Raw genomic sequence first — 24,599 nt, 5'->3', positions numbered from 1 at the left:
CAGTAAAAACAGCAGTCAGTCTTTGGTTGTCAGTGTAGAAACAAATTAGTAAAAAACAAGTGAAATTTTTTTTACAGTTGGAACAGCGCAAAGGCGCAAATTAAATGACAGGAACATGTTTTAAGGCGCAAAGATTTTATCTCCGATAAAATTGATTACGTCATTGCGAGGAGCGTAGCGACGAAGCAATCTCATCATTCTCCTTGCTGAAAATCTTTGATTTTCTTGCGCCTTAAATATTCAAATATTATAAAACAAAAACCATAGAAAATTCTATGGTTTTTTGCTGCTTTTTTATAATTGAATTTGTGTTTTCTTCTGGGGTTTATTTTACACCCTGTGTTACCATTTTGTTGGAAATAACAGAATAGATACACCCTGTGGTTTTTAAATTCACAGTAATCGTTGCCGGAACAGAACGGTAAGCAGTGTCACCATAAGGTTCAGTGATCTTTCCATTTGAATCCTTTACGGTTCTTCCTTTTATTGTATACGTCATTGTTGCTGTTCCTGTAAATCCGCTTGATGGATTGAACGTAACAATACCTGTGGCTTTATTGTAAGTCCATGTTCCCTGCGGGGTTACTTTTTTACGGTAAAGCGTAAGATCTGTATCACTGCTTTTTGTAAAGCTGAAGGTCGAATAATCGATATTGGCATTGCTTCCGGTGGGCGGAGTTGTAATGCTGATAGCCCCTTTATATGCTATATCATTAGCAAACACCGGAATATTCACCGGCTGAAACTTACAGGTAGACGTCACATCATCGTTGGCAACGGCTGCATAAGGAAGCGTAAGTTTCACATTTCGGATGATATGCTGCTGAAATGCTGCTCCTGTTGCTGCCGCAAAACCCAGTTTCAAAACAGACGGAACCGTTGCATCCAGTGTTTGGGATGTAGCACCTCCTTCTGTATCTGAAGCATTAAAATCAGAACTCTGTGGATTTGCGTTTTCAGTGTAAGGCACTGACGTTTTATAATGATAGTAGTTGATAATATTCGTAGGTGTTCCGTTTTGAGTAGTCTGGATATCCACTTTGATGTCAAACCCATCCGTTGTCGTAGGGCTTGTAAAGTGGGGAATCAGATCCAGATATACTTTTCTGAATTCTCCCGCATTATTTCGGAGATCAAAAACAGAAGCCAGTGTATTGGAAGTAGCCAGATAACTTCTGTCAGCCTGCAGGATTCTGCCGACAGTTCCTGTGTTGCTTAAGGTAGAACGGGTCACCAGAACAGGATATCCTGTAAATCCGGCTCCCAGACCTGTGGTATTAATCGCAGCACCTCTTGCCCCTCTTAAAGTCACATGACTTGTCGACTGGCTCCAGGTTACGCCTGCAATACCATTCACCCTGGAATCGCCCTGAAAACGTTTAGATTTAAAATTCCCGAACTCATCCAGCGCAATACCCAGATAAGCTCCTGATAAACCTGCTTTTCTCTGGCTGGCATAAGTATCTTTCGTCCTGTTATAGGAATACCCGATTCCGGCACCCGGTGCTCCGATGGTAGGGCTGGCTACCGCTCCGTCATAAAGAAAGAATGATAAACCGTCACCAAAAGTACCTCCTAAGGCAGTTCCGTTTTTCATCTCATATTCAAACTCAACATGAAGTCCGTTTACCGAAGTAAAAGTTCTTCCGTTGATAAACAATCCTCCAAACTGGCCTGAACTGGCCGGAGTAAGCTGTACACCCGTAGAAGTATGCGACGCATTTCCCTGTATCGTAAGTTCAGATGCCGAAGAGGCATTCATCAGCGAACTCGAATAGGAATAAAACCCGTAGATACTGGCCACTTCTGTACTGTCTGTCTGCGCATACACGAAGTTGGTAAGCAATGTGAAAACCAGGCTCATCAAAGATAGCCCCTTAAAATTCTTTTTCATGACTGCTTATTTTACAACAAATACGATGTTGATGAAAGAGGCTGAAGTAGCATTCGATAAGACATCATAATTCAATACACCCGTGTTGCTGATGCTGTTGATCTTGAAAACAGAAGTATCATAACCCGTCACATAATAGTGCAGATCTGTTGCATTGGGAAAAAACGGAATCGAAGCTGGAGCAGATGCACTTCTTGCATTAGCCGGTACATTCGAAAACTGGTTTTTATACAATGTGTACAAATCTTTCGTCTGCCCTGTGGCTGTTGTGGTCGTGTCAAAAACTACACTCGGCATATAGAAAAACCTGGCGACATACGGAGAGAGGCAAGCCCAATCCGGAGCTGCTGGAGTTCCTACATTCTGGCTGATACATTTTTTGTTGGTATCAAAAATAACGAGCCCGGTTGCAGGGTTGGTAATTGAGGAAAGATTGCTGATTCGTGGTAGTAAAACTCCTTTAGAAGTGCTTGTAACGTCTAAAGCGGAGCTTGCATCTGGTGTGGTAGTATTAATACCCACCTGCGCGGTAATGGAGCAAAAAGCCATCACCAAAACTAAAGTAATAATTTTGTGCATGTTCGAAATAATTTTTTTTTGTGTGTTTCTACTATTAACAAACTTCTTGCCAATAGAAAATTAATTGCTTAATATATGTGTTTTGTGTATTTTATATTAGAATCAATATTTATTTATGATTAATTTTAATTTCTATCTCCTGATTGTGTTTAAATTCATTATAGGCTAATTTGTGTAGTGCCTTTTTTATGTGTTTTTATTCGTGTTTATGCGGTTTTGTACTTCTTAATTTTTCCTTATATTTTTATGAATGCTTGTTTTTCAAACAGAACTTGAAAATGTATTATTTTAATTAATTCTTCGTTTTTACTTATAAATGTTGAATTTTAGAAATATAATAGTCAGAACATAACAAGTACTTTATTCAACTCAAATAAAAGTCTAAACTTTGTGGGTTATCTATCAATTAATATCAAAAATATTCTGATTATATATTGATATTTTCATTAAAAAGGTGATTTAAGTGGTAAATTTTAAACAAATGTATATAAAATTACTTAATAATAATAACCTAAAGCCTGTGGTAGAGCCATTTGATTCACTGTTCAGGGAGGGAATGGCTCATATTTTCAGTGTTAATGAATGATTAAAGGAAAATAATTTTTTAAAACTCAAATGTTAAAATTTTGTTAAAATTAAATAATACCCTTTTTAGCAGGCTTATTTTATGACTTTTAGATTGTTTTTTGGCTTTATATCTGAGTTTTTAGAGAAAAGAAACCATAGATATTCCATGGTTTCTGTACTTTATAATAAGGCTTAAAAGTTTTATTGATTTTACTGTCCCAGATACACAAATATATATGCTGAAAGGTATTTCGGCTGCAGGCTCAATGCTGTATTTGATCCTCCTGTAGATACGGAGAATGTGTGATTGTGAGCCCCTGCAGTTGAAGTGGTAGAGGTAGTTGCATCATTATCCACAACCGTTTTCGTGCTTCCTGCTTCTATACTGTTGGTAGTACCGCTTGCACGGTCATTGTAGGCATGGGTATGAGCTCCGTTGGTCGTAGTAGTAGCATTGTAGGTTACATTCGGAAGATTAGCCTGAGTAAGTGCTACAAAAGTACTCCCGCCTGTAGTTCCCAATGTTTCCGAACCTGATTTAGACTTAAGATACCTGTCTGTACTGTTCGGAAGTGTTGTGGAGAATCCCAGTGAAGTTGCCCTGCTCTGTACTGCCGAAGGGAGGCTTGAAATGGCCCTTCCATCCAGCAGATACCATCCGTCCTGATCTGCAGGTGTGCTGCTGTATTTTATGTCGCCCACTGTTGGAAGCTGTACTTCCAGTTTGCTCCATGAAGTTCCATCATTATAATAAAATCCGGGAGTTACACCGGTCAAAGCTGCCGCTGTGGTATTGGTGTTATACACAGTCATTCCTGCGATGTGGCTTGGAAATGGATTTGGGGCGCTTGTCGCTGTAAGAGATACCTTTGGCATCAATAGCCCTTTATTTTTATTCTGCGCATACAGCTCAAGAACTGCCTGGCTGTTTGCGGTAGGAGTTGGAGTAGTTCCTGCTGTGATAAGCACTTGTGCAGTGAATATATTGAAAGTAGCAAGAAACAGTATGATATAATTAATTTTTTTCATGTCTGATTTTTTATTTTCCTAAATAGATGAAATACTGAACGACCATATGTTTTGGATACAGTGCAAGGGGAGTATTCGTTCCTCCGCTGGGTACAGAAAAAGTATGGCTGTGATCTCCGGCTGACCCGGTGGTTCTTGTTTCAGTATTCACTGTTCTGGTCGTGGCTAGACTTCCTGCATTGTAATTCCAGTAATTCACCCCTCTGTTGGTGTATGTATGGCTGTGTGCACCGTCTGTACTGGTTGTTCCAGTAAGGGTGAGGTTCGGAAGATTGGCCTGTGAAAGACTGTAAGAGTTGGTTCCACCTGTTGCTGCCATAGCTTCAGAAGCATTTTTACCTTTTATAATCCGGTCTGCTGTATTGGGAAGGGCTGTTGTATATCCCAACGAAGCTGCATTAATCCGGGCAGATTCTGAAAGAGCAGATGCGCTTCTTCCATTCAGCAGGTACCATCCGTTGTGGTCTGCATTGGTCATACTGGATTTGATATCTCCTATTTTTGGTATATCGCTGTTGATAGACATGAGTACCCATTTGGAACCGTCATTATAATACAATCCCGGGATTACATTATTGGGAGCTGTCCCGGCCGTAACGGTATTGTAAACCCAGATTCCTTCAGTATGAGCACTAAGAGGGCTTGCAGATGATGTGGAAACCAATGAAACGGTATTCATCAGAAAGCCTTTATTCGTACTGCTCAGTTCTAAGACGGCAGAAGCGGAAGGATTGGATGTTCCTATACCCACTTGAGCGCTTAAACCTGAAAAAAATAATAATCCGATCAGTGTTTTTAAAATATTTTTTTTCATAATCAGCTTCCTAGATAAATAAATACGTTAGTAATGATATTGTTCGGGACCAAACTTACAGGCTGGCTGCTACCTCCAAGAGAAAAGCTCAGGGTGTGGTTGTGATCACCGCTGCTGTTTGTATTGTCGTTAACGCTGGAGGTATCAGAGATCGGATTATTGGTTCCTCCTGCTACTCCGTTTGCTGCCGTGTTTAATGGGTTGTCGGTGTAGGTATGGGTGTGATTTCCGGTCGTGTTGGTTGTTCCTGTAAAAGTAACGTTAGGAAGATTGGCCTGTGTAAGGGTGAAAGAGTTTGCTCCTGCCGCTGTTCCTATATTATCTGTTCCGCTTGTGTTTTTTAAGTATCGGTCTGAAGCATCAGGAAGATTGGTCGTGAAGCCTAATGCTGTCGCTCTGGCTCTTGGATTAACGGCTAATGTACTTATGGTTCTTCCGTTCAGCAGATACCATCCGTTGTGATCTGCGCTTTGGAAGCCGTTTTTAATATCTCCGACCTGTGGTGCTTTAGTGGTCAGTTTGATCCATTGTGTTCCGTTGTTGTAGTACAACCCGGGAGTCACATTATTGGGAGCAGTTCCAGCTGTTGCTGTGTTGAAAACAATCATTCCTGCGATATGGGAAGCAAGAGGTGCTGCTGTGTTGGCAGCCTGCAAAGCAATTCTGGTTAACAGAAATCCTCTGTCGTTTGATGAGCTTTCAAGCTGCAGTAAACTTTCTGAATTAATGACTCCTGATGAATTGGAAATTTTGACCTGGGCATTTGTGTTTGTTGCGGGTAAGCACAATAGTAAGGTAAGCAGTGTGCTACCGCCTAGAGTTTTTATCATAAGGTTTAGTTTGAAATAATTTTTTGCAAATATATCAAATTTGAAACCATTATGTCTGTTGGGAATCAATCATATAGCAGTTATACTCACTGTTTGGAGAATAAGGTGTGGGTATTTTTAGTATTAATGGATGATTAACAATGTATGTGTTTTTATGTTCCCAATATTAATATTTTATTAAAATTTAAATAATAATAAAAAAAGCACGCTAAAAAGCGTGCTTTAATTCTATATTGATGTGTATTATTTATGAATAATATTATGCTTCACAAGCTGAACAGCTCACAAAATTAACCATCATTTCTTTAGAAACAGAAGAACTTCTTTGGTAATAAAGTGTTTTTACCCCTTTTTTCCATGCCTCGATGTAAAGGTAATTAACGTCTTTTACCGGCATTGTAGATGGGATCTGTAAGTTCAGAGACTGAGCCTGGTCGATATATTGTTGTCTTTGAGCAGCCTGAGAGATAATTTCCATCGGAGAGATCTCTTTGAACGTTTTGAATACTGCTTTCTCCTCATCGGTAAGCTCTTTCAAATGCTGTACGGAACCGTGGTTCAGCATGATCGTTCTCCATGTTTCTTCGTTGTCCAGACCTTTTTCTTCCAGTAATTTAGCTAAATACTTGTTCTTACGCATAAAGTTTCCTTTCGCAAGCCCCGCTTTGTAATAGTTGGAAGCAAACGGCTCGATTCCCGGGGAAGTCTGTCCTAAGATTGCAGAACTTGAAGTGGTAGGAGCAATAGCCATTGTTGTGGTATTTCTTAATCCGTATCCTTTTAATAATTCCGGTTCACCGTATATGTTGGCTAATTCTCTTGAAGCAGTTTCTGCCTGCTCTTTGATGTGTCTGAAAGCTCTTGCATTGAACTGAGTTGCTTCAAAACTTTCAAACGGAATCATATTTTTCTGTAAATAAGAATGGTATCCTAAAACTCCCAATCCAAGCGCTCTGTGACGCAATGCGAAGTTTCTGGCTCCCTGTAGGTAGTAGTTTCCTTCTGTTTTTTCGATGAATTCAGTTAACACGGCATCCAGGAAGTAAACAGCCAGTTTTACAGCATCTGTATCTTTCCATTCGTCATACAGTTCCAGGTTCATGGAAGACAGACAGCAGATGAAAGATTCTTCTCTGGTAGAAGGAAGCATGATTTCAGAGCAAAGGTTACTTGCATTGACAGGCATTCCCAGATCTTTATAAACCTGCGGCTTGTTTCTGTTAACGTTGTCGGTAAAGAAAATGTATGGAAGACCTTTCTGCTGACGGCTTTCAAGAACTCTTGCCCAGATTTTACGCTTATCCATATCCCCATCGATCATATCCTGCATCCAGTAATCAGGAACACAAATTCCTGTAAATAAGTTCTGGATCGGGCTTCCGATATCTTTGATGGATAAGAATTCTTCAATATCACCATGGTCGATATCCAGATAAGCTGCAAAAGCACCTCTTCTTACGCCTCCCTGAGAAACCACATCCATTGCGGTATCGAATAATTTCATGAACGAAACCGCTCCTGAAGATTTTCCGTTATCTGTTACCGCAGTCCCTCTGTTTCTCAATTCTCCGAAATATCCTGAAGTTCCACCTCCGATCTTTGTTTGCATGATCACTTCACCCATTTTGTGGGTAATGCCTTCGATGCTGTCCGGAATGTGGACGTTGAAACAAGAAATAGGAAGACCTCTCTGTGTTCCCATATTTGCCCATACAGGAGATGAGAAACTGATCCATCCTTTGGTGATCATTTCTTTGAAAGCGGGTTGTAATTCCGGCTTGTATAATTTTTTTGCCGCTGCAGTGGTGATTCTGTCGATGGCTCCGTCTACCGTTTCTCCTTTTAACAGATACCCTCTGTTCAGCATCTGCTCAGACTCTTCATTGAGCCACCATATATTTGAATTTTGCTCTTCCATAGATGTTATATTTTCGAATTCCGGGGCAGTTTTTATGCTCCGGAATTTTGTTGCTTTTTATATTGATTGTAAAATTTCCACTTTGTGCGTGCCGTTCAGGCCGCTTTCATCTCTTAATCGTTGAAACTCTTTAAAAGACGGTACATTTAAAACCTCATGCTGAACCTCTTCATTGATGTAGTTTGAATAATGTAAAAAAGTAACACCGTCTTCTTTTACATACACCTTATACTCAAATGTTTCCTGATTCAGATTTTTGAAATCCTCCAGAAACTTTTGGATATGGGTTTTGTTTTCTGAAACGTATTCAGGGTTTACGGTGTAGGTTACAATTACATTAATCATTTATTGTGCTTTGAATTATGGTGTTATTTCAGGGAACGAAAATTTATTAAGATGATGCTTTGACAGGCTTAGCGTGATATTGCTAATACTTTCTGCTTTGACGCTCGCTTCGCTCGCGCCCACCCATTGATATTTAAAACAGATCGTTCGCCGTAATACTCTTATCGTGTTTCGTATAGTCCACAGGTCTTTTTGCGAAGAAGTCATCCATAGAGTTGGCGAAAACTTCTTCTTCAAACCATTTCATTGGACGGTACTGCTCAGGAGTCACGTTGTAACGGGTTTCCATGTCGATTTTTTTCAAACTGTCGTCTACACGGTATTTCATGAAGTTTAGAAGGTCTTCTTTTGAGAAAACGGTTAATTCTCCCAGTTCAAAGATCCAGTCTAAAATTTCACCTTCCAGCTCGATAGACTGATCTACCAGCGTGTAGATGTCTTCGATATCAGAATCTGTTAACAGATCAGGTTGTTCCTCACGGATTTTGTTGATCAGATAGATTCCGGCGTTGGCGTGGATTTGCTCGTCAATAGAAGTCCATGCGATGATATTGGAAACGTTCTTCATGTATCCTTTGAATCTTGTGAAAGAAAGGATGATCGCGAATTGTGAGAAAAGCGATACATTTTCGATCAGGATACTGAATAATAAAAGGGAAGATACGTATTCTTTAGGTGTAGTGGAATTGGCGTGTTTCAATACATTTGAAAGGAAGTCAATTCTCTTTTTTACGGCAGGAATTTCAATAACGTTGGTAAATTCTTCGTTGTATCCCAAGACCTCTACCAAACGGGAATACGCTTCGGAATGACGGAATTCACATTCTGCAAAAGTAGCTCCCAGCCCATTGAATTCAGGTTTTGGCAAGTGGTTGTATAGGTTTCCCCAGAATGTCTTTACAGACACCTCGATCTGTGCAATGGCAAGCAATGCATTTTTCACAGCGTGTTTTTCGTTCGGCTCTAACTGCGAATGAAAATCCTGAACATCTGCAGTAAAATCCACTTCCGAGTGCACCCAGAACGATTTGTTGATCGCCTCTACAAACTGAAGAACCTCAGGGTATTCAAATGGCTTGTAACTTACTCTCTTATCGAAAATTCCCATATTAAAATATCTTTAAAATTAAATAATCAGCATTACTGTGGATAACGTGGAAGTAATGCTTAACTTCTTGTATGTTTGGTATTTACGTTAGAAACATATTCACATTGGTGACTGGAGGTTTCTTGTAAAGAACTAATGACAAAGTTCGAAAAAAAGAACTGATTTTGAAAGGGGTAAATACTAATTGGCTGAGTTTTAACTCTAAAAGTTTTCCACATTTACATGAAACCAGCACGAATAATGGCTTAGAAGGGGTTATGAGGAAAAAATAAATGAAAAAACACACTTACAGTTAAACAGATTAATGCAATGTACTATAAACAAAGGAGTAATTGGTTAAACAATAAAATATTCGAATAAATTATGCATCTTGTAACAAATTGAAAGTATCGTCTACTTATATGGGTATAAAACAAGCATCACTTAATGTTAGTAATTCAGGATTTACATAAATCATACGATACGGGGAAAAGCAAGCTGCACGTTCTTAAGGGTATTAATCTTAATATTTCCGAAGGCGAGTTTGTTTCTATTATGGGAAGTTCCGGGTCCGGAAAGTCCACGCTTCTTAATATCATCGGTATTCTGGATGAAAAAGATTCAGGGACTTATGAGCTGGACAACGTTCCTATCGAACATCTCTCTGAGGTGAAAGCGGCAGAGTACAGAAGTAAATTTCTGGGCTTTATATTTCAGTCTTTCAACCTGATCAGCTATAAAACGGCTTTGGAAAATGTAGCACTTCCTTTATACTATCAGAATGTTCCCAGAAAAGAACGTAACAAGAAAGCCATGGAATATCTTGAGAAAGTAGGTCTTGCACAATGGGCAGATCACTTACCCAACGAACTTTCAGGAGGACAGAAACAAAGGGTTGCCATCGCAAGAGCACTGATCACAGATCCTAAAGTAGTGCTGGCAGATGAGCCTACCGGAGCACTGGATTCCAAAACAACCCATGATATTATGAAACTTCTTCAGGATATCAATAATGAAGGAAGAACCATCATCGTTGTAACCCACGAACCGGACGTAGCCGCACAAACCAAAAGAAACGTCATCCTGAAAGACGGCATCATTGAAAGTGATGAGTTTATCAAGCAGATTGTTTTATAGAATGTGCTGATTTGAAAATTTGATAATGAGATAATTTGAAAATTTAGAGCCCAATATTTTAATCTTTAAATTTTTCAATCTTTAAATACCAGTAAAAAATGTTTGACCTAGATCGTTGGCAGGAAATATTCAGTTCTATTCGCAGTAATGTATTGCGGACGGTGCTTTCGGGGTTTACAGTGGCTTTGGGGCTGTTTATTTTTGTGGTTCTTTTCGGAATAGGAAAGGGGCTTCAGAATGCCTTTACCGAAGGTTTTGCAAGAGATGCCCAGAATCTGATCACGATCTATACCGGTAAAACCACGATGGCTTACAAAGGACTTCAGTCCGATAGAACCGTCACAATGAATAATGACGACTACGATTTTCTGATCAATGCCGATAAAGATAAAGTAGGTGATGCCAGCCCGAGATACACCACAAGTTTAATGGTGAAATACGGCAAAGAAAGCGGGACTTACCAGGTAAACGGTGCAGAACCGGGAGAAAAGGTCATTGAAAACAGAAAAATGCTGGACGGACGCTATCTGACGGATATGGATCTTCAGAGAAAGCAAAACGTTGCCGTCATCGGAAGAATGGTTCAGCGTGACCTGATCAAGAATGGTAGCCCGGTAGGAAAGGATCTGAACATCAATGGAACCATGTTCAAAGTAGTAGGGGTATTTTCTGATGATGGAGGAGACTGGGATGAAAGGCATATCGCAGTGCCTATCACCACACTTCAGCAAATGAAAAAAGGCTCTGATACGGTATCCACGGTATATATTGCCTATAATGAAAAGCTGAGCCCTGAAGAAGCTATTAAATACGGTGATGAACTTAAAGACAGATTAAAATCAAGAAAGAATGTTGCTCCTGACGATGAAAACGGAGTCCGTGTCTGGAATAATGCCAAGAACATGAATGAAACCTTCCAGTTTATGGCCGTACTGACCATTATTGTAGGTTTTATCGGGATGGGAACATTATTGGCAGGAATCATCGGGATCAGTAACATCATGGTGTATATCGTAAAAGAAAGAACCAAAGAAATCGGTGTTCGTAAGGCTATCGGGGCCAAACCAAGAAGTATTGTAGCGCTGATTGTACAGGAAAGTGTCGTGATAACGGTAGTTTCAGGTATTGTTGGAGTGGGAATAGGCGTTCTGGCGCTCAGCTTAATCGGAGACAGTCTCGAAGAATATTTCATCAAAAGCCCGAGTGTAGGCTGGGTAACGATCTTTATGGCGTTTATCGCTTTGGTGTTTTCAGGGCTTATTGCAGGATTTGTTCCGGCGTACAGAGCTTCGAGAATTAAACCGATAGAAGCGTTAAGAACCGAATAATGATACGATGATTTGTTGATGTGATGATACGATGATTCTTAGGATAGCATCATTGATCAATCATCATTTATATTTTATTTTAAACTTATAACTCAAAGAAGTGAACATATTATTTAAAAAAGATACTTGGCAGGAAATTTATTATTCACTGAGGAATAATAAGCTTCGTACGTTCCTTACCATGATTGGTGTAGGCTGGGGAATGTTTTTGTATGTGAGTCTTCTTGGAGCAGCAAAAGGGATGGAGAATGGTTTTGATAAACTATTTTCCGGATTTGCAACCAATTCCATTTTTCTTTGGGCTCAGAAAACATCCATTCCTTATGATGGATTCCCTAAAGGAAGACAGGTTCATCTCAACTTATCCGATATGGATATGCTGAAAAGAAAAGTGAGTGCTATCGACTATATCTCACCCCAAAATGCAAGAGGAAGCTTTACCGGAACACCTGGTGAATCGATGTCCAGAAACGGAAAAAACGGGACGTATTCTCTTACGGGAGATTACTCGGTGGGAAATAAAATTTCAGAGAAGAAACTTATTTTCGGACGCTACATCAATGATGCCGATGTGATGGGAAATAAAAATGTAGTGGTGATTGGAGAAGAGATCTATAAGAACTTCTTTGATGCCAAGAAAAAAGAAAATCCGGTAGGAAAACAGGTCAATATAAAAGGAATATTTTTTAATGTGATTGGAGTTTTCAGGGTGAAAAAAGGCGGTGGATTTGAAAATGACCAGACGGCATTTATTCCACTTTCCACCTATACCAAAATGTATAATGCCGGAGAACAGATTGACATGTTTGCGATCGTAAGTAAGCCTAATGCCAATGTAAATGGAGTAGAGGAAGATGTAAAGCAGGTACTGAAAACTCAAAATAAAGTATCTCCCGAAGATACCAATGCTTTTGGAAGTTTCAACTTAGGAAAAGAATTTAAAAAACTGACGGGATTCCTTACCGGAATGCAGCTTCTGACCATTATCGTAGGAACGCTGACCATTCTTGCCGGAGTTATCGCCATTTCGAATATCCTTCTGATCACGGTAAAAGAAAGAACCAAAGAAATCGGGATCCGAAGAGCTTTAGGCGCAAAACCGGCCGAAGTAAGAAACCAGATTCTGTTGGAAAGTGTAGTGATTACACTGTCCTCGGGGATTCTCGGATTCATGTGCGGAATCTTTGTCCTCATTATTTTAAATGCAGTGACGCAGAACCAGGATGAATTCCCTTTCTATAATCCGACGGTAAATTACGGAAACGTATTCGGAGCTATGGCGGTCATGGTAGTCCTCGGTCTTATTATCGGAATGATCCCGGCGCAGAGAGCGGTAAAGATCAGACCTATTGAAGCATTGAGATCAGAATAATAATGGGGTAATAGGGTTGATGTAGTAATTTGAAAATAATGACAGATTTTTTTAATGTTTAAATTCTTAAATCATTAAATATTTAAATCAGTTAAAAATCTTAATAGTAAAAAATAAACTAGATATATGAAAAAGAAATTCACTTGGAAAAAAGCCATTTATATTGTACTGGGGCTTTTATTTGCAGTGGCATTGTTCTCCGGGATCGGGTATCTCGTGAAATCAAATTCTAAAGAGAGTGAAGCTTTCCTGACCAGAAAACCATCGTACCAGAACATGGAAGACAAGGTAATGGCCACGGGAAAAATCGTTCCGAAAGAAGAAATTGAAATCAAGCCGAACATTGCGGGAATCATTGATAAAATTTTGGTAGATGAAGGCGATAAAGTGGTAGCAGGACAGCTGATCGCTACCGTGAGAATCATTCCTAACATTGCTGACGTGAACAACGCTCAGCAGGAAGTAGTGAATTCCCAGCTGCAGATCAGTAACGCCAAGCTGAATGTGGATAACATGCAGAAACAATATGCTATGCAGGAAAAACTGTTTAAGCAGGGCGTAATTTCCAAGCAGGAGTATTTAAACTCACAGCAGCAGCTGTATACCCAGCAGCAGACGCTTAGAAATGCCAACCAGCAGTTAGCGACCGCTCAAAAAAGACTACAGATTGTAAAAACCGGAGCGACTCCTGAACTTCAGGGATTGGCGACAACACAGATCCGTTCCAAGGCATCAGGTACCGTTCTTGAGGTTCCTGTAAAAGTAGGAAGCCAGGTGATTGAGGCCAACTCTTTCAACGCAGGTACAACGATCTGTTCTATTGCAGACCTTAATTCTTTGATCTTCCAGGGAGAAATAGACGAAGCTCAGGCAGGAAAACTGAAACAAGGAATGGATATGAAAATCGTAATCGGTGCCCTTCAGAACAAAACGTTCCCGGGAAAACTGACGATGATCGCGCCCAAAGGAAAAGACAATTTAGGAACTATCAAATTCCCGGTGGAAGGTGATGTGACGAATCCTAACAATGAATACATCAGAGCGGGATTCTCTGCCAACGGAGAAATCGTCCTTAAATCTGAGAAGAACGCATTGCTATTGGATGAATCACTGGTTCAGTACGAAAAGAAAAACGGAAAAGACACGCCATTTGTAGAAGTAAAACAGAAGGATGGAAAGTTCAAGAAAGTCTATGTAAAATTAGGAGCCAGCGATGGAATCAATGTGCAGATCCTTTCAGGAATCACCAAAGACTCTGAAGTGAAAGTATGGAACCCTTCCGATAAAGACAAGGAAGAGCTTAAAGAAAAGAAAAAATAGTAAACAATCACTATATATTTAAACTGTAAGATCCTGGGAATTTATTCTCAGGATTTTTTTATTAATCAGGTCTGTTCATCTCTGAAATAGAATTATTAGATTTGATATTAAAATAAAGACATGTGCAGGTATGCCCGGAAAACATATAAATCCCATTACACCTGTTTTAAATGCAGAAAATCATTTAAACAGACCGATACGTATGATATTCTTTCAAGAATTGAAAAAGAAAAAATCTATCATCAGCCGGATGGGACGATAAGAGATGTGGGCGATGTGTTTACAAAAGCTAAAAAAGAAGAACTTGATGCACTGACAGAAGAGATCAGGGCAAGAAAGATAAAATGTCCCGAATGTGGAAGCCTCATGGCAGACCTTGGGTGGGATTTTAAAGCACCGAAGAAAACCGCTGTTAAAGAATGGAAAATTGTAGAAGGCCTGTTTGTCATAGGACGGTGTTTTCACAGCTGCGGGTGTGACGGGATTGGTTACGTTCCCCAAAATCCTAAAGACTATGAAGAGTACTTAAAAAATACTTTGGAAGAGTACAAAAGCAACGTCCTTAGCGGCCAAAGCCAAACGGTCACGGAATTTCCCGGAAAACGTGAATATATTCAATTTTGGACACGAAAAGTATCAGATGTCAAAGCAGAAATAATCCGTCAAAAATTTGAAAAAGCTTAAAATCCTCCTCCATGAAGAAAAACTACCTGGTTCTCTTTTTCTTTATCATCGCAAAATTCATTCTCCAGTATTCCCTCATCAGCCCGGAATATGAACTGCACCGGGATGAATACTTACATCTTGATCAGGGCAATCACCTTGCATGGGGATATCTTTCTGTGCCGCCTGTCAATTCATGGCTCGCCTGGCTGGTAAAAATAGCCGGAGGTTCTGTCTTTTGGGTTAAATTTTTTCCGGCTCTCTTCGGAGCATTGACGATTGTTGTGGTATGGAAGATCATTGAAGAACTTCATGGAAATTTATACGCTCAAATTCTGGCTTCAACGGGCATTCTGCTGTCGGTGCTTCTCCGGATCAATATGCTTTTTCAGCCGACTTCTCTGGAAGTCCTCTTATGGACCCTTATTTATTATACACTGATTAAATACTTCAATTCAGAAAAAGTAAAATGGCTCTACATCGCTGCTGTGATCTTCGGAATAGGTTTCCTGAATAAATACAATATCGCCTTTTCAGTGTTGGGAATGATCCCGGCTGTTCTATTGACGAAACAAAGGAAGATCTTTCTTCAGCCGCATCTTTATATTGCGGGATTACTGGCACTGTTGATCATGCTGCCCAATCTGTTGTGGCAATACAGTAACGGTTTTCCGGTGATTCACCATATGAAAGAACTTACGGAAAGACAGCTCGTCCATGTCGATCGGTTTGATTTTTTTAAGTCTCAGATTCTGTTTTTTATAGGTTCCTTTTTGGTGATTATTGCTGGATGGTATGCCTTGCTGTTTTATAAGCCGTTTGAGAAATTCAGGTCCTTCTTCTGGATGTATGTCTTGACGATTGCGCTGTTTGTATTTTTTAAAGCCAAAGATTATTATGCCGTTGGTCTTTATCCGGTTTTTATAGGATTCGGGGCTGTTTTTCTGGCTCCTGTTTTTGAAAATGGCTGGAAGAAATTTCTTAAACCGGTCTTTATTGTAATTCCTGTTTTACTGTTTTTGCCTTTGTATCAGATCGCATTTCCCAATAAAAGCCCGGAATACATCATCAGTCACCCGGAACCCTACAAAAAGATGGGACTGCTCCGTTGGGAAGATGGGGATGATCATCCGTTACCCCAGGATTTTGCAGATATGCAGGGTTGGAAAGAACTTGCGGAAAAAGTGGATAAAGAATATTCCATATTGTCAAAATCCGGAAATACACTTGTGCTCTGTGATAATTACGGACAGGCAGGCGCCATCAATTATTATTCGAAAAAAAATATAAAAGCGGTTTCCTTTAATGCAGATTACATCAATTGGTTTGATCTGAGTAAAAAGTATGTTAATCTGATTCGAGTGAAAGAATTTTCCAAAGATGAAGATGAACTCAAAGAAACAGGTCCTTATTTTAACACCGGCAAAGCGGCCGATTCCATTGTCAATAAGTTTGCCCGGGAAAAAGGAACTACCGTCTTTAGTTTTGAAGGTGCTAAAATTGATATCAGGAAGAGAATTCAAGATGAAATTGATAAAATGAAATGGTGATAATTAACACTTAATTAACTATGGCTTATCACTTTAGAGGGAGAAATATTTTCTAATTTAGCTGTAATGAATTAAACCTATGAAATCACTGTCAAAAATTTTACTCTTATCCTCTGCACTGTTTGCTTTTAGCTGTACTTCTCAGAAAAAGCAGGAGAAAGCTAAACTAATGTACAAAACTGATAACCTGTCCATCATTCAACTGTCAAATGGTATTTATCAGCACATATCCTATTTAAATACAGACTCCTTTGGAAAAGTGGAATGCAACGGAATGATTGTAAAAGACGGCAATGAAACCGTAATTCTGGATACCCCAACCAATGATAAAAGCTCTGAAGAATTGATTTCATGGATCAAAAATAACCTTCATTCAAAGGTGAACGCCGTTGTTGCGACCCATTTTCATGATGACTGTCTGGGTGGACTGAAAGAATTTGATAAAAATAATATTCCGTCTTACGCCAATAATAAAACCATAGAGCTGGCCAAACAAACAGGCGCCAATGTTCCCGGTCACGGATTCAATGATACCATGACCCTGAACGCCGGAAAACATAAAATTATATTGAAATACTTTGGAGAAGGGCACACAAAAGACAATGTTGTTGCATATGTTCCCGATGAAAAAGCCATGTTCGGGGGCTGCCTGATCAAAGAAGTAGATGCTACGAAAGGCTATTTGGGTGATGCCAATGTTCAGGCCTGGTCTCCAACTGTTGAAAAAGTAAAAGCCCAATATCCCGATGTTAAAATCGTAATGCCGGGACATGGAGAAATAGGTGGGCAGGAACTTTTAGACTATACGATCAAACTGTTTAAAAATTAAAGGATTAAGTGGCTGGAAGATGTAAGAGGGAGGCTGGAAGTTCTTAATAACAGTTTTTATTACTTCCGGTATTTAAATGAAATGCATGAAAGAGTGAAAACTCCTATTCGGTCCTCTATAGCTTCCATCTTCCACCCTCAGGCTTCCTTTCTTTAAACAAAACTCATCCATTAATATATCAACTGACAGCTGATTTTAAATTATTTACAGGTTTAAAATCAGCTGTTTTTCTTTATTGTTTCCGCATCAATTCATCATGATAGAAAATATTAATGCAACAATATTGCTTTAATGAAATTTTGTTTTACCTTTGTCAAAGCAAAAGAGCAAAAGCAATGAAGTTGAGACAGGCTTATGGTAAACCTTCTCACATTAATCATCAATTATCATTCATCAATCATGAAAAGCTACGACGTTATCATCATAGGAGGAAGTTATGCCGGATTATCGGCCGGAATGTCTTTGGGAAGATCAGTAAGAAATGTTCTGATCATCGACAGTGGGAAACCATGCAACAGACAGACTCCGCATTCCCATAATTTCATTACCCACGATGGAAAAACCCCAAAGGAAATCTCTGATCTTGCCCGCGAGCAGGTAGCAGCCTATGATACGGTACAGTTTCATGAAGGTTCTGTGGTCAAAGTAGGAAAAACAGACGAAGGCTTTGAAACAGAAATGCTTGATGGTGAAAAATTCAAAGCTAAAAAACTGATCCTTGCTTCGGGAGTGAAAGATCTTATGCCCAATATTCCCGGATTTTCAGAATGCTGGGGAATTTCGGTACTGCATTGTCCGTATTGTCACGGGTATGAAGTGAGAAATGAAATCACCGGAATCCTTTCCGATGGTGATATGGCTTATGATTTTTCTAAACTCGTCTACAACCTGACGAAAGATCTCTTCTTATTTACAAACGGGCCATCAGTGCTTTCCAAAGAGCAAAAGCATAAACTGGCAGAGAATAATATCACGCTGGTAGAAGATGAAGTAGAGAACATTGAACATGAAAACGGGAATATTAGAAAAATTATTTTCAAAACCGGAAAGGAAATTTCATTGAAAGTTCTATACGCCAAAATACCCTTTGAGCAGAACATTAATGCTTCAGGTGATCTTGGCTGTGAGCTTACAGAGCAGGGTTTCATCAAAGTTGATATGATGCAGAAAACCAACGTTCCGGGAGTCTTTGCATGCGGAGACAATGTAACGATGATGAGATCTGTAGCCAATGCGGTAGCACAGGGGAATTTCGCCGGAGCAGTAGTCAATAAAGAACTTACAGAAGAATTGTTTTAATGTATCCAATGGGGAAGAGAGGTTGGAAGTTTTAGTTTTGTGTAGAGAGATAATTTCTGACAGACTTAAGGACATAGTTGTTTTTTAGAGTATTGTGACTTCCTTCTTCCATCCTCCAGCTTCCTTTATTATCAAAACAGCTTATTCGGAATTTCATATTCATATATATAAATTGGTGCGGTCCCTGTAGAAAATTTCTGCAGGGATTTTGTGTTTAGATGGGAGATGAAAGAGGGAGGCTGGAAGTTACTATTAGAAATCATTTTCAACAGTTACCTGAAAAATTACTGAAGATATCTTATAGTTCTTCCTTTGGGTTTCAATAACATCCCTCTTCGAGCTTCAAACTTTCTGACGTAATAAAAATGACTAAAATATTTTGCTGTAAAAATTTATTATCGTAATATTGCGATATAATTAAATGATATGGGAGCTACAAAAACAGATTTCTTTACGGATGAGCAAAACAAAATAGCGGTCATTGCAAAAGCTTTGGGGCATCCGGCGAGAATTGCCATCATTGAATACCTTCTTAAAGTCAATGAATGTATCTGCGGAGATATCGTGAATGAACTTCCTCTTGCACAGCCTACCGTTTCCCAACACCTTAAAGAATTAAAAAATGCAGGACTGATCAAAGGAAACATTGAAGGAAACTCCGTATGCTATTGTATTGATGAAAAAGCTTTTGAAATCCTGAATGCTTTCTTTTCCAATATCATTTCCGCGGTGAAAAAGCAGAATTGCTGCTAAAATTTTTTTGACTTTTATTATCGCAATATTGCATTATAACAATAAAAATAAATCTATGAAATTATCAGACATTAAAAACATTTTACCGGCATTGGAGAATGTAGAATTCCAGCTGGAGAACGGGAAATTGGTACCGGAACACTTCCATGTGACGGAAGTAGGGATGGTGACCAAAAACTTCATCGACTGCGGAGGAACCATCAGAAAAGAAGAAAGAGTGAATTTTCAGCTTTGGGACGCAGATGATTACGAACACCGTCTGAAACCGGGAAAACTGCTCCACATCATCAATCTGTCGGAGGAAAAGCTAGGGATCGGAGATTTTGAAATTGAAGTGGAATATCAGGACCAGACGATTGGAAAATATGATCTGGAATTTAATGGTAAAAACTTTGTGCTGAAAAATAAAGTGACGGCCTGCCTGGCTAACGAAGCATGTGGTATTCCTCAGGAAAAACAAAAAATCAGTCTGAGTGAGCTGAAAACGGATCAGAATTCCTGCTGCACACCGGATTCAGGTTGCTGCTAATATTAATTTAATACCAATTGAAATGTATCCTAAACTACTAAAACATATAGAAGAAATTCTTGCTCAGAATATCAGCGATGAAAGAAAGGCGGTATTGCAGCCCTTAATTGATTTTATAGAAAGCAAAAAAAGAAACCGGGAAGCAATAGATATTAATTTTATCTGTACCCACAATTCCCGTCGAAGCCATCTTGCGCAGATCTGGGCACAGACGGCCTCTGCTTATTTTAAAATTCCTGACGTACACTGCTACTCCGGAGGAACGGAGACCACGGCTTTATTTCCTAAGATTGCTGAAACCTTGATGGAAGAGGGTTTTCACATCTGGAAACTCAGTGAAGGTGAAAATCCTGTGTATGCCGTAAAATATGCTGAAAATGCCCTGCCACTCATTGGATTTTCTAAAAAGTATGATGATATTTTTAATCCAGACAGCGGTTTTGCAGCAGTGATGACCTGCTCTCAGGCAGATGGAGGTTGCCCTTTTATTGCAGGCGCAGAAAAACGGATTCCCATTACATTTGAAGATCCTAAAATTTCAGATGGAAGTTCTAAACAAACCGAGACATACAAACAACGAAGTAGGGAGATTGGTGCTGAAATGTTTTATGTTTTTTCCAGAATAAATAAACAAGTATGAAACCCAAATTAAAACTTCTCGACAGATATCTGACCCTTTGGATCTTTCTCGCAATGCTTACCGGCGTTGGTTTGGGATATTATTTTCCGGGGATTTCTGTACTCACCCATTCACTTTCTTCAGGTACGACGAATATACCTTTAGCGGCCGGGCTGATCTTGATGATGTATCCGCCATTGGCGAAAGTGGACTATGCCTTACTGCCGAAAGTGTTCAGAGACAAAAAAGTAATCACCGTTTCGTTGGTCTTAAATTGGGTTGTTGGACCTGTACTCATGTTTGCGTTGGCTGTTATTTTTCTTAAAAATGAGCCGGATTTTATGATAGGACTGATCCTTATTGGTCTGGCAAGATGTATTGCTATGGTCATCGTCTGGAATGACCTGGCGCAGGGAAACCGGGAATATGCGGCTTTGCTAATTGCGTTAAACAGTATTTTTCAGATCGTATCCTACAGTTTTCTGGTATGGCTGTTTATCAATGTGCTTCCTCAAAAATTAGGACTCGGGAATTTTAATGTTTCAGTACCCATTGGAGATGTTACGAAAAGTGTTTTAATTTATCTGGGTATTCCCTTTTTAGCAGGTTTTTTAAGCCGCTACTTTCTCACGAAATGGAAAGGAAAAGAATGGTACAGCCGGAAATTTATTCCCATGATCTCACCCATTACCTTATATGCTTTGTTATTCACGATTGTCTTAATGTTTAGCCTGAAAGGAGATAAAATACTGGAACTTCCTATGGATGTGGTGAAAGTTGCCATTCCACTGATTATTTATTTTGTGTTGATGTTTTTCATTAGCTTTTCGATTAACAGACTGATTAAAGTTCCATATGATAAAAATGCAGCTATTGCTTTTACAGCTACAGGAAATAATTTTGAATTGGCTATCGCGGTAAGTATTGCTGTTTTTGGAATTCATTCATCGCAGGCATTTGTAGGGGTTATTGGTCCTTTGGTAGAAGTTCCTGTTTTGATTGTATTGGTTAAGGCGAGTTTATACCTGAAAAAAAGATACCAGCTGAAGTAAAAGGAATTACGAATAATAAAAGATTCAAACTTAAAACCCAAAATTTTGGTCTAAAATCATGCTTTCTGATACAGAAATCTTAAAGTAAATTCCGTACATTTGGGGTGAAAAATTTCAAAAACTAAAAGTAAAATGGACATTATTTTCGACCTGATTGAAAAAGAAAGACAAAGACAAGCCCATGGATTAGAGCTTATTGCGTCAGAAAACTTTGTTTCTGAGAACGTGATGAAAGCAATGGGAAGTGTACTGACCAACAAATATGCTGAAGGATATCCCGGAAAAAGATATTACGGAGGTTGTGAAGTAGTAGATGAGGTTGAAACATTAGCCATCAACAGAGCAAAGGAACTTTTCGGTGTAGACTACGTGAACGTACAACCGCATTCCGGATCTCAGGCTAATGCTGCCGTTTATCTTGCAGTTTTGAAAGCAGGAGATAAGATCATGGGAATGGACCTTTCAATGGGAGGACACCTTACTCACGGTTCAGGAGTTAACTTCTCCGGAATCCAATATCAGGTAGTTTCTTACGGGGTTCAGAAAGAAACCGGACTTATCGATTACGATCAGATGAGAGAAGTGGCTTTGAGAGAAAGACCAAAAATGCTGATCGCTGGGTTCTCTGCCTATTCAAGAGATTTGGATTATGCTAAATTCAGAGAAGTTGCTGACGAGATCGGAGCGACACTTTGGGCAGATATTGCTCACCCGGCTGGTTTAGTGGCTAAAGGGTTATTAAACTCTCCATTCGAACACTGTCATGTAGTGACTACAACTACTCACAAGACTTTAAGAGGTCCGAGAGGAGGGATGATCATGATGGGTAAAGACTTCGAAAATACTTACGGTCACAAAACACCAAAAGGAGAAACGAAGATGATGAGCCAGGTATTGGACGGAGCTGTATTCCCAGGAATTCAGGGAGGTCCGCTAGAGCATGTTATTGCCGGTAAGGCAGTTGCTTTCGCTGAAGCCATTGACGGTAAATTTGAAACATACGCTAAGCAGGTTAAAGCCAACGCACAGGCATTATCAAAAGCAATGATCGAGAGAGGTTTCGATATTGTAAGTGGAGGTACAGATAACCACTTAATGCTGGTAGATCTTAGAAATAAAAACGTCAACGGAAAAGAGACAGAAAAAGCATTAGTGCTTGCAGATATTACATGTAACAAAAACATGGTTCCTTTTGATGATAAATCACCGTTCACTACTTCCGGTATCAGACTGGGAACTGCAGCGATCACGACAAGAGGGCTTAAAGAAAATGATATGGATACGATTGCAGGACTTATTTCTGAAGTTGTGGACAATATCAAAAATGAAGAAGTTATCGGTTCTGTAAAAAAGAAAGTCAATGAACTGATGGAGGGCAGAGCACTGTTCAACTATTAATTTAATGTAACATTATCATAAAGAATGGGCAGCTTTGTCCATTCTTTTTCATATCTATTTATGGAGAAAAAGTCTTTCACCTTTGACGAAATAAAACTGAAACTGGTGAACTATTGCGTTTACCAGGACCGTTGTCATGCAGAAGTTGAACAGAAAATGCGGGAATTCCTGCTAATCGAGGAGGCCAGAGATGAGATCATCCTATACCTTTTGAAAGAGAACTATCTGAACGAGGAAAGGTTTACACGAAGCTATATCAGAGGGAAATTTTACATTAAGCATTGGGGCAGAAATAAAATTAAAATGCACCTGAAGCAAAAACAGATCTCTGAAAAGCTTATCAACAGCTGTTTTGATGAAATACACGAGGACGATTACGAAAAAATGATCAGAAAAATATTTGAAGATTATTCCTCCAAACAAAAAGGATTACAGGAATATCAAAAAAAATCTAAAACGATAAAATATTTAATGAGCAGGGGTTTTGAATATGAGAAAATAAATGATACTTTTGACGAAACATAAGCAGATAATTGAAAAAAGAAAAGATTTGGCTATCACCACCGCATATGGGCGGAAATGAGCTTAAATATATACAGAATGCATTCGATACCAACTGGATCTCTCAATACGGCGCCAATATAGACGAATTTGAAAATAGCCTGGAAACCTATCTAGGAAATAATTCTTATGTTACAGCCTTGTCTTCAGGAACTGCAGCCATTCATCTGGCATTGCGTTTACTCAACGTGGAGGAGGGTGATTTTGTGATCTGTCAGTCTTTTACCTTTGTAGCTACAGCCAATCCTATCCTTTATCTTAAAGCTATTCCTGTGTTTGTTGACAGTGAAAGCCAAACCTGGAACATGTGTCCGGATGCATTGGAAGAGGCTATAAAATACTGTATTCAGCAAGGAAAAAAACCAAAAGCTATCATTACTGTATCTTTGTATGGAATGCCTTTTAAGGTAGACGAAATACTCAGGATCTCAAAGGAATATGAAATTCCTATTGTTGAAGACAGTGCAGAAGCTCTTGGCAGTAAATATAAAGGCCAGCCATGTGGAACTTTTGGGGATATTTCTGTGATAAGTTTTAACGGGAACAAGATCATTACGACCGGCGGCGGCGGAATTTTAATATCAAGAAATGCTTCAGTTAAAAGCAGAGCGCTCTTTCTGGCAACACAAGCTAAAGATAAGGAAGAATTCTATAGCCATTCTGAAATAGGATATAATTATAGAATAGATAATATTGCGGCAGGAATCGGAAGAGGGCAGTTGGAAACATTAGAAGAAAAGATCACTCAACGAAGAAAAAACCATGATTTTTATCAAGGTATGGTGAAGAATAGTGATCATATTGAACTGTTTTCTGCACCCAATAGTGACTTTTTTTCTAATTATTGGCTCAATACTATAGTTCTTAAAAATAATTATTCGAAGGAAAAACTGAGGAGTAAATTTTCTCAGAATAATATAGAAACCAGATATCTATGGAAGCCAATGCACCTGCAGCCGTTGTATAAAGGGTACCTGTTTTTTGGAAATAATTTATGTGGTACACTTTTTGAAGCAGGACTGTGTCTACCGTCAGGGACCAATTTAACAGATGAAAGTAGAGCCAGAATTTCTGAAGTTTTAGAAAATGAAATTCACTAAATTTGTTTTTTTAAATTTAAGTATAG

23 protein-coding genes are annotated in these 24,599 nt (G+C 39.1%); 15 read left to right on the top strand and 8 right to left on the bottom strand.

Features of this window, described 5'->3' with window-relative positions:
- Positions 1 to 325: 325 nt before the first annotated feature.
- The 8 genes from BM143_RS05740 to BM143_RS05705 all read right to left on the bottom strand — a co-directional run bounded on the left by BM143_RS05740 (position 326) and on the right by BM143_RS05705 (position 9,084).
- Positions 326 to 1,894, bottom strand: coding sequence for a hypothetical protein (locus BM143_RS05740; protein ID WP_090023627.1), 1,569 nt, complete (start codon positions 1,892 to 1,894; stop codon positions 326 to 328).
- A 6-nt stretch (positions 1,895 to 1,900) separates the two neighbouring features.
- Positions 1,901 to 2,473, bottom strand: coding sequence for a hypothetical protein (locus tag BM143_RS05735; RefSeq protein ID WP_090023626.1), 573 nt, complete (start codon positions 2,471 to 2,473; stop codon positions 1,901 to 1,903).
- Positions 2,474 to 3,250: 777 nt separating this feature from the next.
- Positions 3,251 to 4,069, bottom strand: a complete 819-nt coding sequence (locus tag BM143_RS05730) for a hypothetical protein (protein ID WP_090023625.1) — start codon at positions 4,067 to 4,069, stop codon at positions 3,251 to 3,253.
- Positions 4,070 to 4,079: 10 nt separating this feature from the next.
- Entirely contained in the window at positions 4,080 to 4,883 is an 804-nt protein-coding gene (locus BM143_RS05725) for a hypothetical protein (RefSeq protein ID WP_090023624.1), read from the bottom strand.
- A 2-nt stretch (positions 4,884 to 4,885) separates the two neighbouring features.
- Complete coding sequence (locus tag BM143_RS05720; protein ID WP_090023623.1) at positions 4,886 to 5,713, bottom strand: hypothetical protein; 828 nt, start codon at positions 5,711 to 5,713, stop codon at positions 4,886 to 4,888.
- Between the two features lie 259 nt (positions 5,714 to 5,972).
- Positions 5,973 to 7,640 (bottom strand): ribonucleoside-diphosphate reductase subunit alpha, encoded by a 1,668-nt coding sequence (locus tag BM143_RS05715; protein WP_262483639.1) that lies wholly within the window; start codon positions 7,638 to 7,640, stop codon positions 5,973 to 5,975.
- A 48-nt stretch (positions 7,641 to 7,688) separates the two neighbouring features.
- Positions 7,689 to 7,976, bottom strand: a complete 288-nt coding sequence (locus BM143_RS05710; protein WP_034729296.1) for a hypothetical protein — start codon at positions 7,974 to 7,976, stop codon at positions 7,689 to 7,691.
- 133 nt (positions 7,977 to 8,109) lie between these two features.
- The gene (locus BM143_RS05705; protein WP_034729294.1) at positions 8,110 to 9,084 is read right to left on the bottom strand and encodes a ribonucleotide-diphosphate reductase subunit beta; all 975 of its coding nucleotides are present in this window, start codon (positions 9,082 to 9,084) and stop codon (positions 8,110 to 8,112) included.
- A 426-nt stretch (positions 9,085 to 9,510) separates the two neighbouring features.
- On the opposite strand from BM143_RS05705, the gene BM143_RS05700 reads away from it, so the two are divergent.
- The 15 genes from BM143_RS05700 to BM143_RS05630 all read left to right on the top strand — a co-directional run bounded on the left by BM143_RS05700 (position 9,511) and on the right by BM143_RS05630 (position 24,573).
- A complete protein-coding gene (locus tag BM143_RS05700; protein WP_047449905.1) occupies positions 9,511 to 10,200 on the top strand; it encodes an ABC transporter ATP-binding protein in 690 nt (229 codons plus the stop codon).
- A gap of 98 nt (positions 10,201 to 10,298) precedes the next feature.
- On the top strand, positions 10,299 to 11,528 hold the full coding sequence (locus tag BM143_RS05695; RefSeq protein ID WP_034729291.1) for an ABC transporter permease: 1,230 nt from the start codon (positions 10,299 to 10,301) through the stop codon (positions 11,526 to 11,528).
- A gap of 100 nt (positions 11,529 to 11,628) precedes the next feature.
- Entirely contained in the window at positions 11,629 to 12,900 is a 1,272-nt protein-coding gene (locus BM143_RS05690) for an ABC transporter permease (protein WP_034729289.1), read from the top strand.
- Between the two features lie 126 nt (positions 12,901 to 13,026).
- Positions 13,027 to 14,220 (top strand): efflux RND transporter periplasmic adaptor subunit, encoded by a 1,194-nt coding sequence (locus BM143_RS05685; protein WP_090023622.1) that lies wholly within the window; start codon positions 13,027 to 13,029, stop codon positions 14,218 to 14,220.
- Between the two features lie 120 nt (positions 14,221 to 14,340).
- Positions 14,341 to 14,904: a hypothetical protein gene (locus tag BM143_RS05680; RefSeq protein ID WP_090023621.1), complete on the top strand. Its 564-nt coding sequence runs from the start codon at positions 14,341 to 14,343 to the stop codon at positions 14,902 to 14,904.
- A gap of 11 nt (positions 14,905 to 14,915) precedes the next feature.
- The gene (locus BM143_RS05675; RefSeq protein WP_090023620.1) at positions 14,916 to 16,433 is read left to right on the top strand and encodes a glycosyltransferase family 39 protein; all 1,518 of its coding nucleotides are present in this window, start codon (positions 14,916 to 14,918) and stop codon (positions 16,431 to 16,433) included.
- A 79-nt stretch (positions 16,434 to 16,512) separates the two neighbouring features.
- On the top strand, positions 16,513 to 17,262 hold the full coding sequence (bla, locus tag BM143_RS05670; RefSeq protein WP_090023619.1) for a subclass B1 metallo-beta-lactamase: 750 nt from the start codon (positions 16,513 to 16,515) through the stop codon (positions 17,260 to 17,262).
- 399 nt (positions 17,263 to 17,661) lie between these two features.
- Positions 17,662 to 18,561, top strand: a complete 900-nt coding sequence (locus tag BM143_RS05665) for an NAD(P)/FAD-dependent oxidoreductase (protein WP_090023618.1) — start codon at positions 17,662 to 17,664, stop codon at positions 18,559 to 18,561.
- A 426-nt stretch (positions 18,562 to 18,987) separates the two neighbouring features.
- Complete coding sequence (locus BM143_RS05660) at positions 18,988 to 19,314, top strand: ArsR/SmtB family transcription factor (protein WP_090023617.1); 327 nt, start codon at positions 18,988 to 18,990, stop codon at positions 19,312 to 19,314.
- Positions 19,315 to 19,369: 55 nt separating this feature from the next.
- Positions 19,370 to 19,843: a DUF6428 family protein gene (locus BM143_RS05655; RefSeq protein WP_090023616.1), complete on the top strand. Its 474-nt coding sequence runs from the start codon at positions 19,370 to 19,372 to the stop codon at positions 19,841 to 19,843.
- A gap of 22 nt (positions 19,844 to 19,865) precedes the next feature.
- Complete coding sequence (locus BM143_RS05650; RefSeq protein ID WP_090023615.1) at positions 19,866 to 20,483, top strand: arsenate-mycothiol transferase ArsC; 618 nt, start codon at positions 19,866 to 19,868, stop codon at positions 20,481 to 20,483.
- Positions 20,480 to 21,514, top strand: a complete 1,035-nt coding sequence (arsB, locus tag BM143_RS05645; RefSeq protein WP_090023614.1) for an ACR3 family arsenite efflux transporter — start codon at positions 20,480 to 20,482, stop codon at positions 21,512 to 21,514. The genes BM143_RS05650 and arsB overlap by 4 nt, the downstream gene beginning before the upstream one ends.
- A gap of 132 nt (positions 21,515 to 21,646) precedes the next feature.
- Complete coding sequence (glyA, locus tag BM143_RS05640; protein WP_090023613.1) at positions 21,647 to 22,912, top strand: serine hydroxymethyltransferase; 1,266 nt, start codon at positions 21,647 to 21,649, stop codon at positions 22,910 to 22,912.
- A gap of 60 nt (positions 22,913 to 22,972) precedes the next feature.
- On the top strand, positions 22,973 to 23,437 hold the full coding sequence (locus tag BM143_RS05635; protein WP_090023612.1) for a regulatory protein RecX: 465 nt from the start codon (positions 22,973 to 22,975) through the stop codon (positions 23,435 to 23,437).
- Between the two features lie 44 nt (positions 23,438 to 23,481).
- Positions 23,482 to 24,573, top strand: coding sequence for a DegT/DnrJ/EryC1/StrS family aminotransferase (locus BM143_RS05630; RefSeq protein ID WP_090023611.1), 1,092 nt, complete (start codon positions 23,482 to 23,484; stop codon positions 24,571 to 24,573).
- Positions 24,574 to 24,599: the final 26 nt, after the last annotated feature.

It is taken from the genome of Chryseobacterium oleae, assembly GCF_900115055.1.
GTDB classification, from domain to species: domain Bacteria; phylum Bacteroidota; class Bacteroidia; order Flavobacteriales; family Weeksellaceae; genus Chryseobacterium; species Chryseobacterium oleae.
Note: the sequence above shows the minus strand (reverse complement) of the source record. Positions and strands in the feature narration are given on the sequence as shown.

What these genes read in the sequence shown, in the direction of transcription:
- BM143_RS05740 (WP_090023627.1), bottom strand. Translation starts at nt 1,894, where the DNA reads ATGAAAAAGAATTTTAAGGGGCTATCTTTGATGAGCCTGGTTTTCACA.
- BM143_RS05735 (WP_090023626.1), bottom strand. Translation starts at nt 2,473, where the DNA reads ATGCACAAAATTATTACTTTAGTTTTGGTGATGGCTTTTTGCTCCATT.
- BM143_RS05730 (WP_090023625.1), bottom strand. Translation starts at nt 4,069, where the DNA reads ATGAAAAAAATTAATTATATCATACTGTTTCTTGCTACTTTCAATATA.
- BM143_RS05725 (WP_090023624.1), bottom strand. Translation starts at nt 4,883, where the DNA reads ATGAAAAAAAATATTTTAAAAACACTGATCGGATTATTATTTTTTTCA.
- BM143_RS05720 (WP_090023623.1), bottom strand. Translation starts at nt 5,713, where the DNA reads ATGATAAAAACTCTAGGCGGTAGCACACTGCTTACCTTACTATTGTGC.
- BM143_RS05710 (WP_034729296.1), bottom strand. Translation starts at nt 7,976, where the DNA reads ATGATTAATGTAATTGTAACCTACACCGTAAACCCTGAATACGTTTCA.
- BM143_RS05705 (WP_034729294.1), bottom strand. Translation starts at nt 9,084, where the DNA reads ATGGGAATTTTCGATAAGAGAGTAAGTTACAAGCCATTTGAATACCCT.
- BM143_RS05700 (WP_047449905.1), top strand. Translation starts at nt 9,511, where the DNA reads ATGTTAGTAATTCAGGATTTACATAAATCATACGATACGGGGAAAAGC.
- BM143_RS05695 (WP_034729291.1), top strand. Translation starts at nt 10,299, where the DNA reads ATGTTTGACCTAGATCGTTGGCAGGAAATATTCAGTTCTATTCGCAGT.
- BM143_RS05685 (WP_090023622.1), top strand. Translation starts at nt 13,027, where the DNA reads ATGAAAAAGAAATTCACTTGGAAAAAAGCCATTTATATTGTACTGGGG.
- BM143_RS05680 (WP_090023621.1), top strand. Translation starts at nt 14,341, where the DNA reads ATGTGCAGGTATGCCCGGAAAACATATAAATCCCATTACACCTGTTTT.
- BM143_RS05675 (WP_090023620.1), top strand. Translation starts at nt 14,916, where the DNA reads ATGAAGAAAAACTACCTGGTTCTCTTTTTCTTTATCATCGCAAAATTC.
- bla (WP_090023619.1), top strand. Translation starts at nt 16,513, where the DNA reads ATGAAATCACTGTCAAAAATTTTACTCTTATCCTCTGCACTGTTTGCT.
- BM143_RS05665 (WP_090023618.1), top strand. Translation starts at nt 17,662, where the DNA reads ATGAAAAGCTACGACGTTATCATCATAGGAGGAAGTTATGCCGGATTA.
- BM143_RS05660 (WP_090023617.1), top strand. Translation starts at nt 18,988, where the DNA reads ATGGGAGCTACAAAAACAGATTTCTTTACGGATGAGCAAAACAAAATA.
- BM143_RS05655 (WP_090023616.1), top strand. Translation starts at nt 19,370, where the DNA reads ATGAAATTATCAGACATTAAAAACATTTTACCGGCATTGGAGAATGTA.
- BM143_RS05650 (WP_090023615.1), top strand. Translation starts at nt 19,866, where the DNA reads ATGTATCCTAAACTACTAAAACATATAGAAGAAATTCTTGCTCAGAAT.
- arsB (WP_090023614.1), top strand. Translation starts at nt 20,480, where the DNA reads ATGAAACCCAAATTAAAACTTCTCGACAGATATCTGACCCTTTGGATC.
- glyA (WP_090023613.1), top strand. Translation starts at nt 21,647, where the DNA reads ATGGACATTATTTTCGACCTGATTGAAAAAGAAAGACAAAGACAAGCC.
- BM143_RS05635 (WP_090023612.1), top strand. Translation starts at nt 22,973, where the DNA reads ATGGAGAAAAAGTCTTTCACCTTTGACGAAATAAAACTGAAACTGGTG.
- BM143_RS05630 (WP_090023611.1), top strand. Translation starts at nt 23,482, where the DNA reads ATGGGCGGAAATGAGCTTAAATATATACAGAATGCATTCGATACCAAC.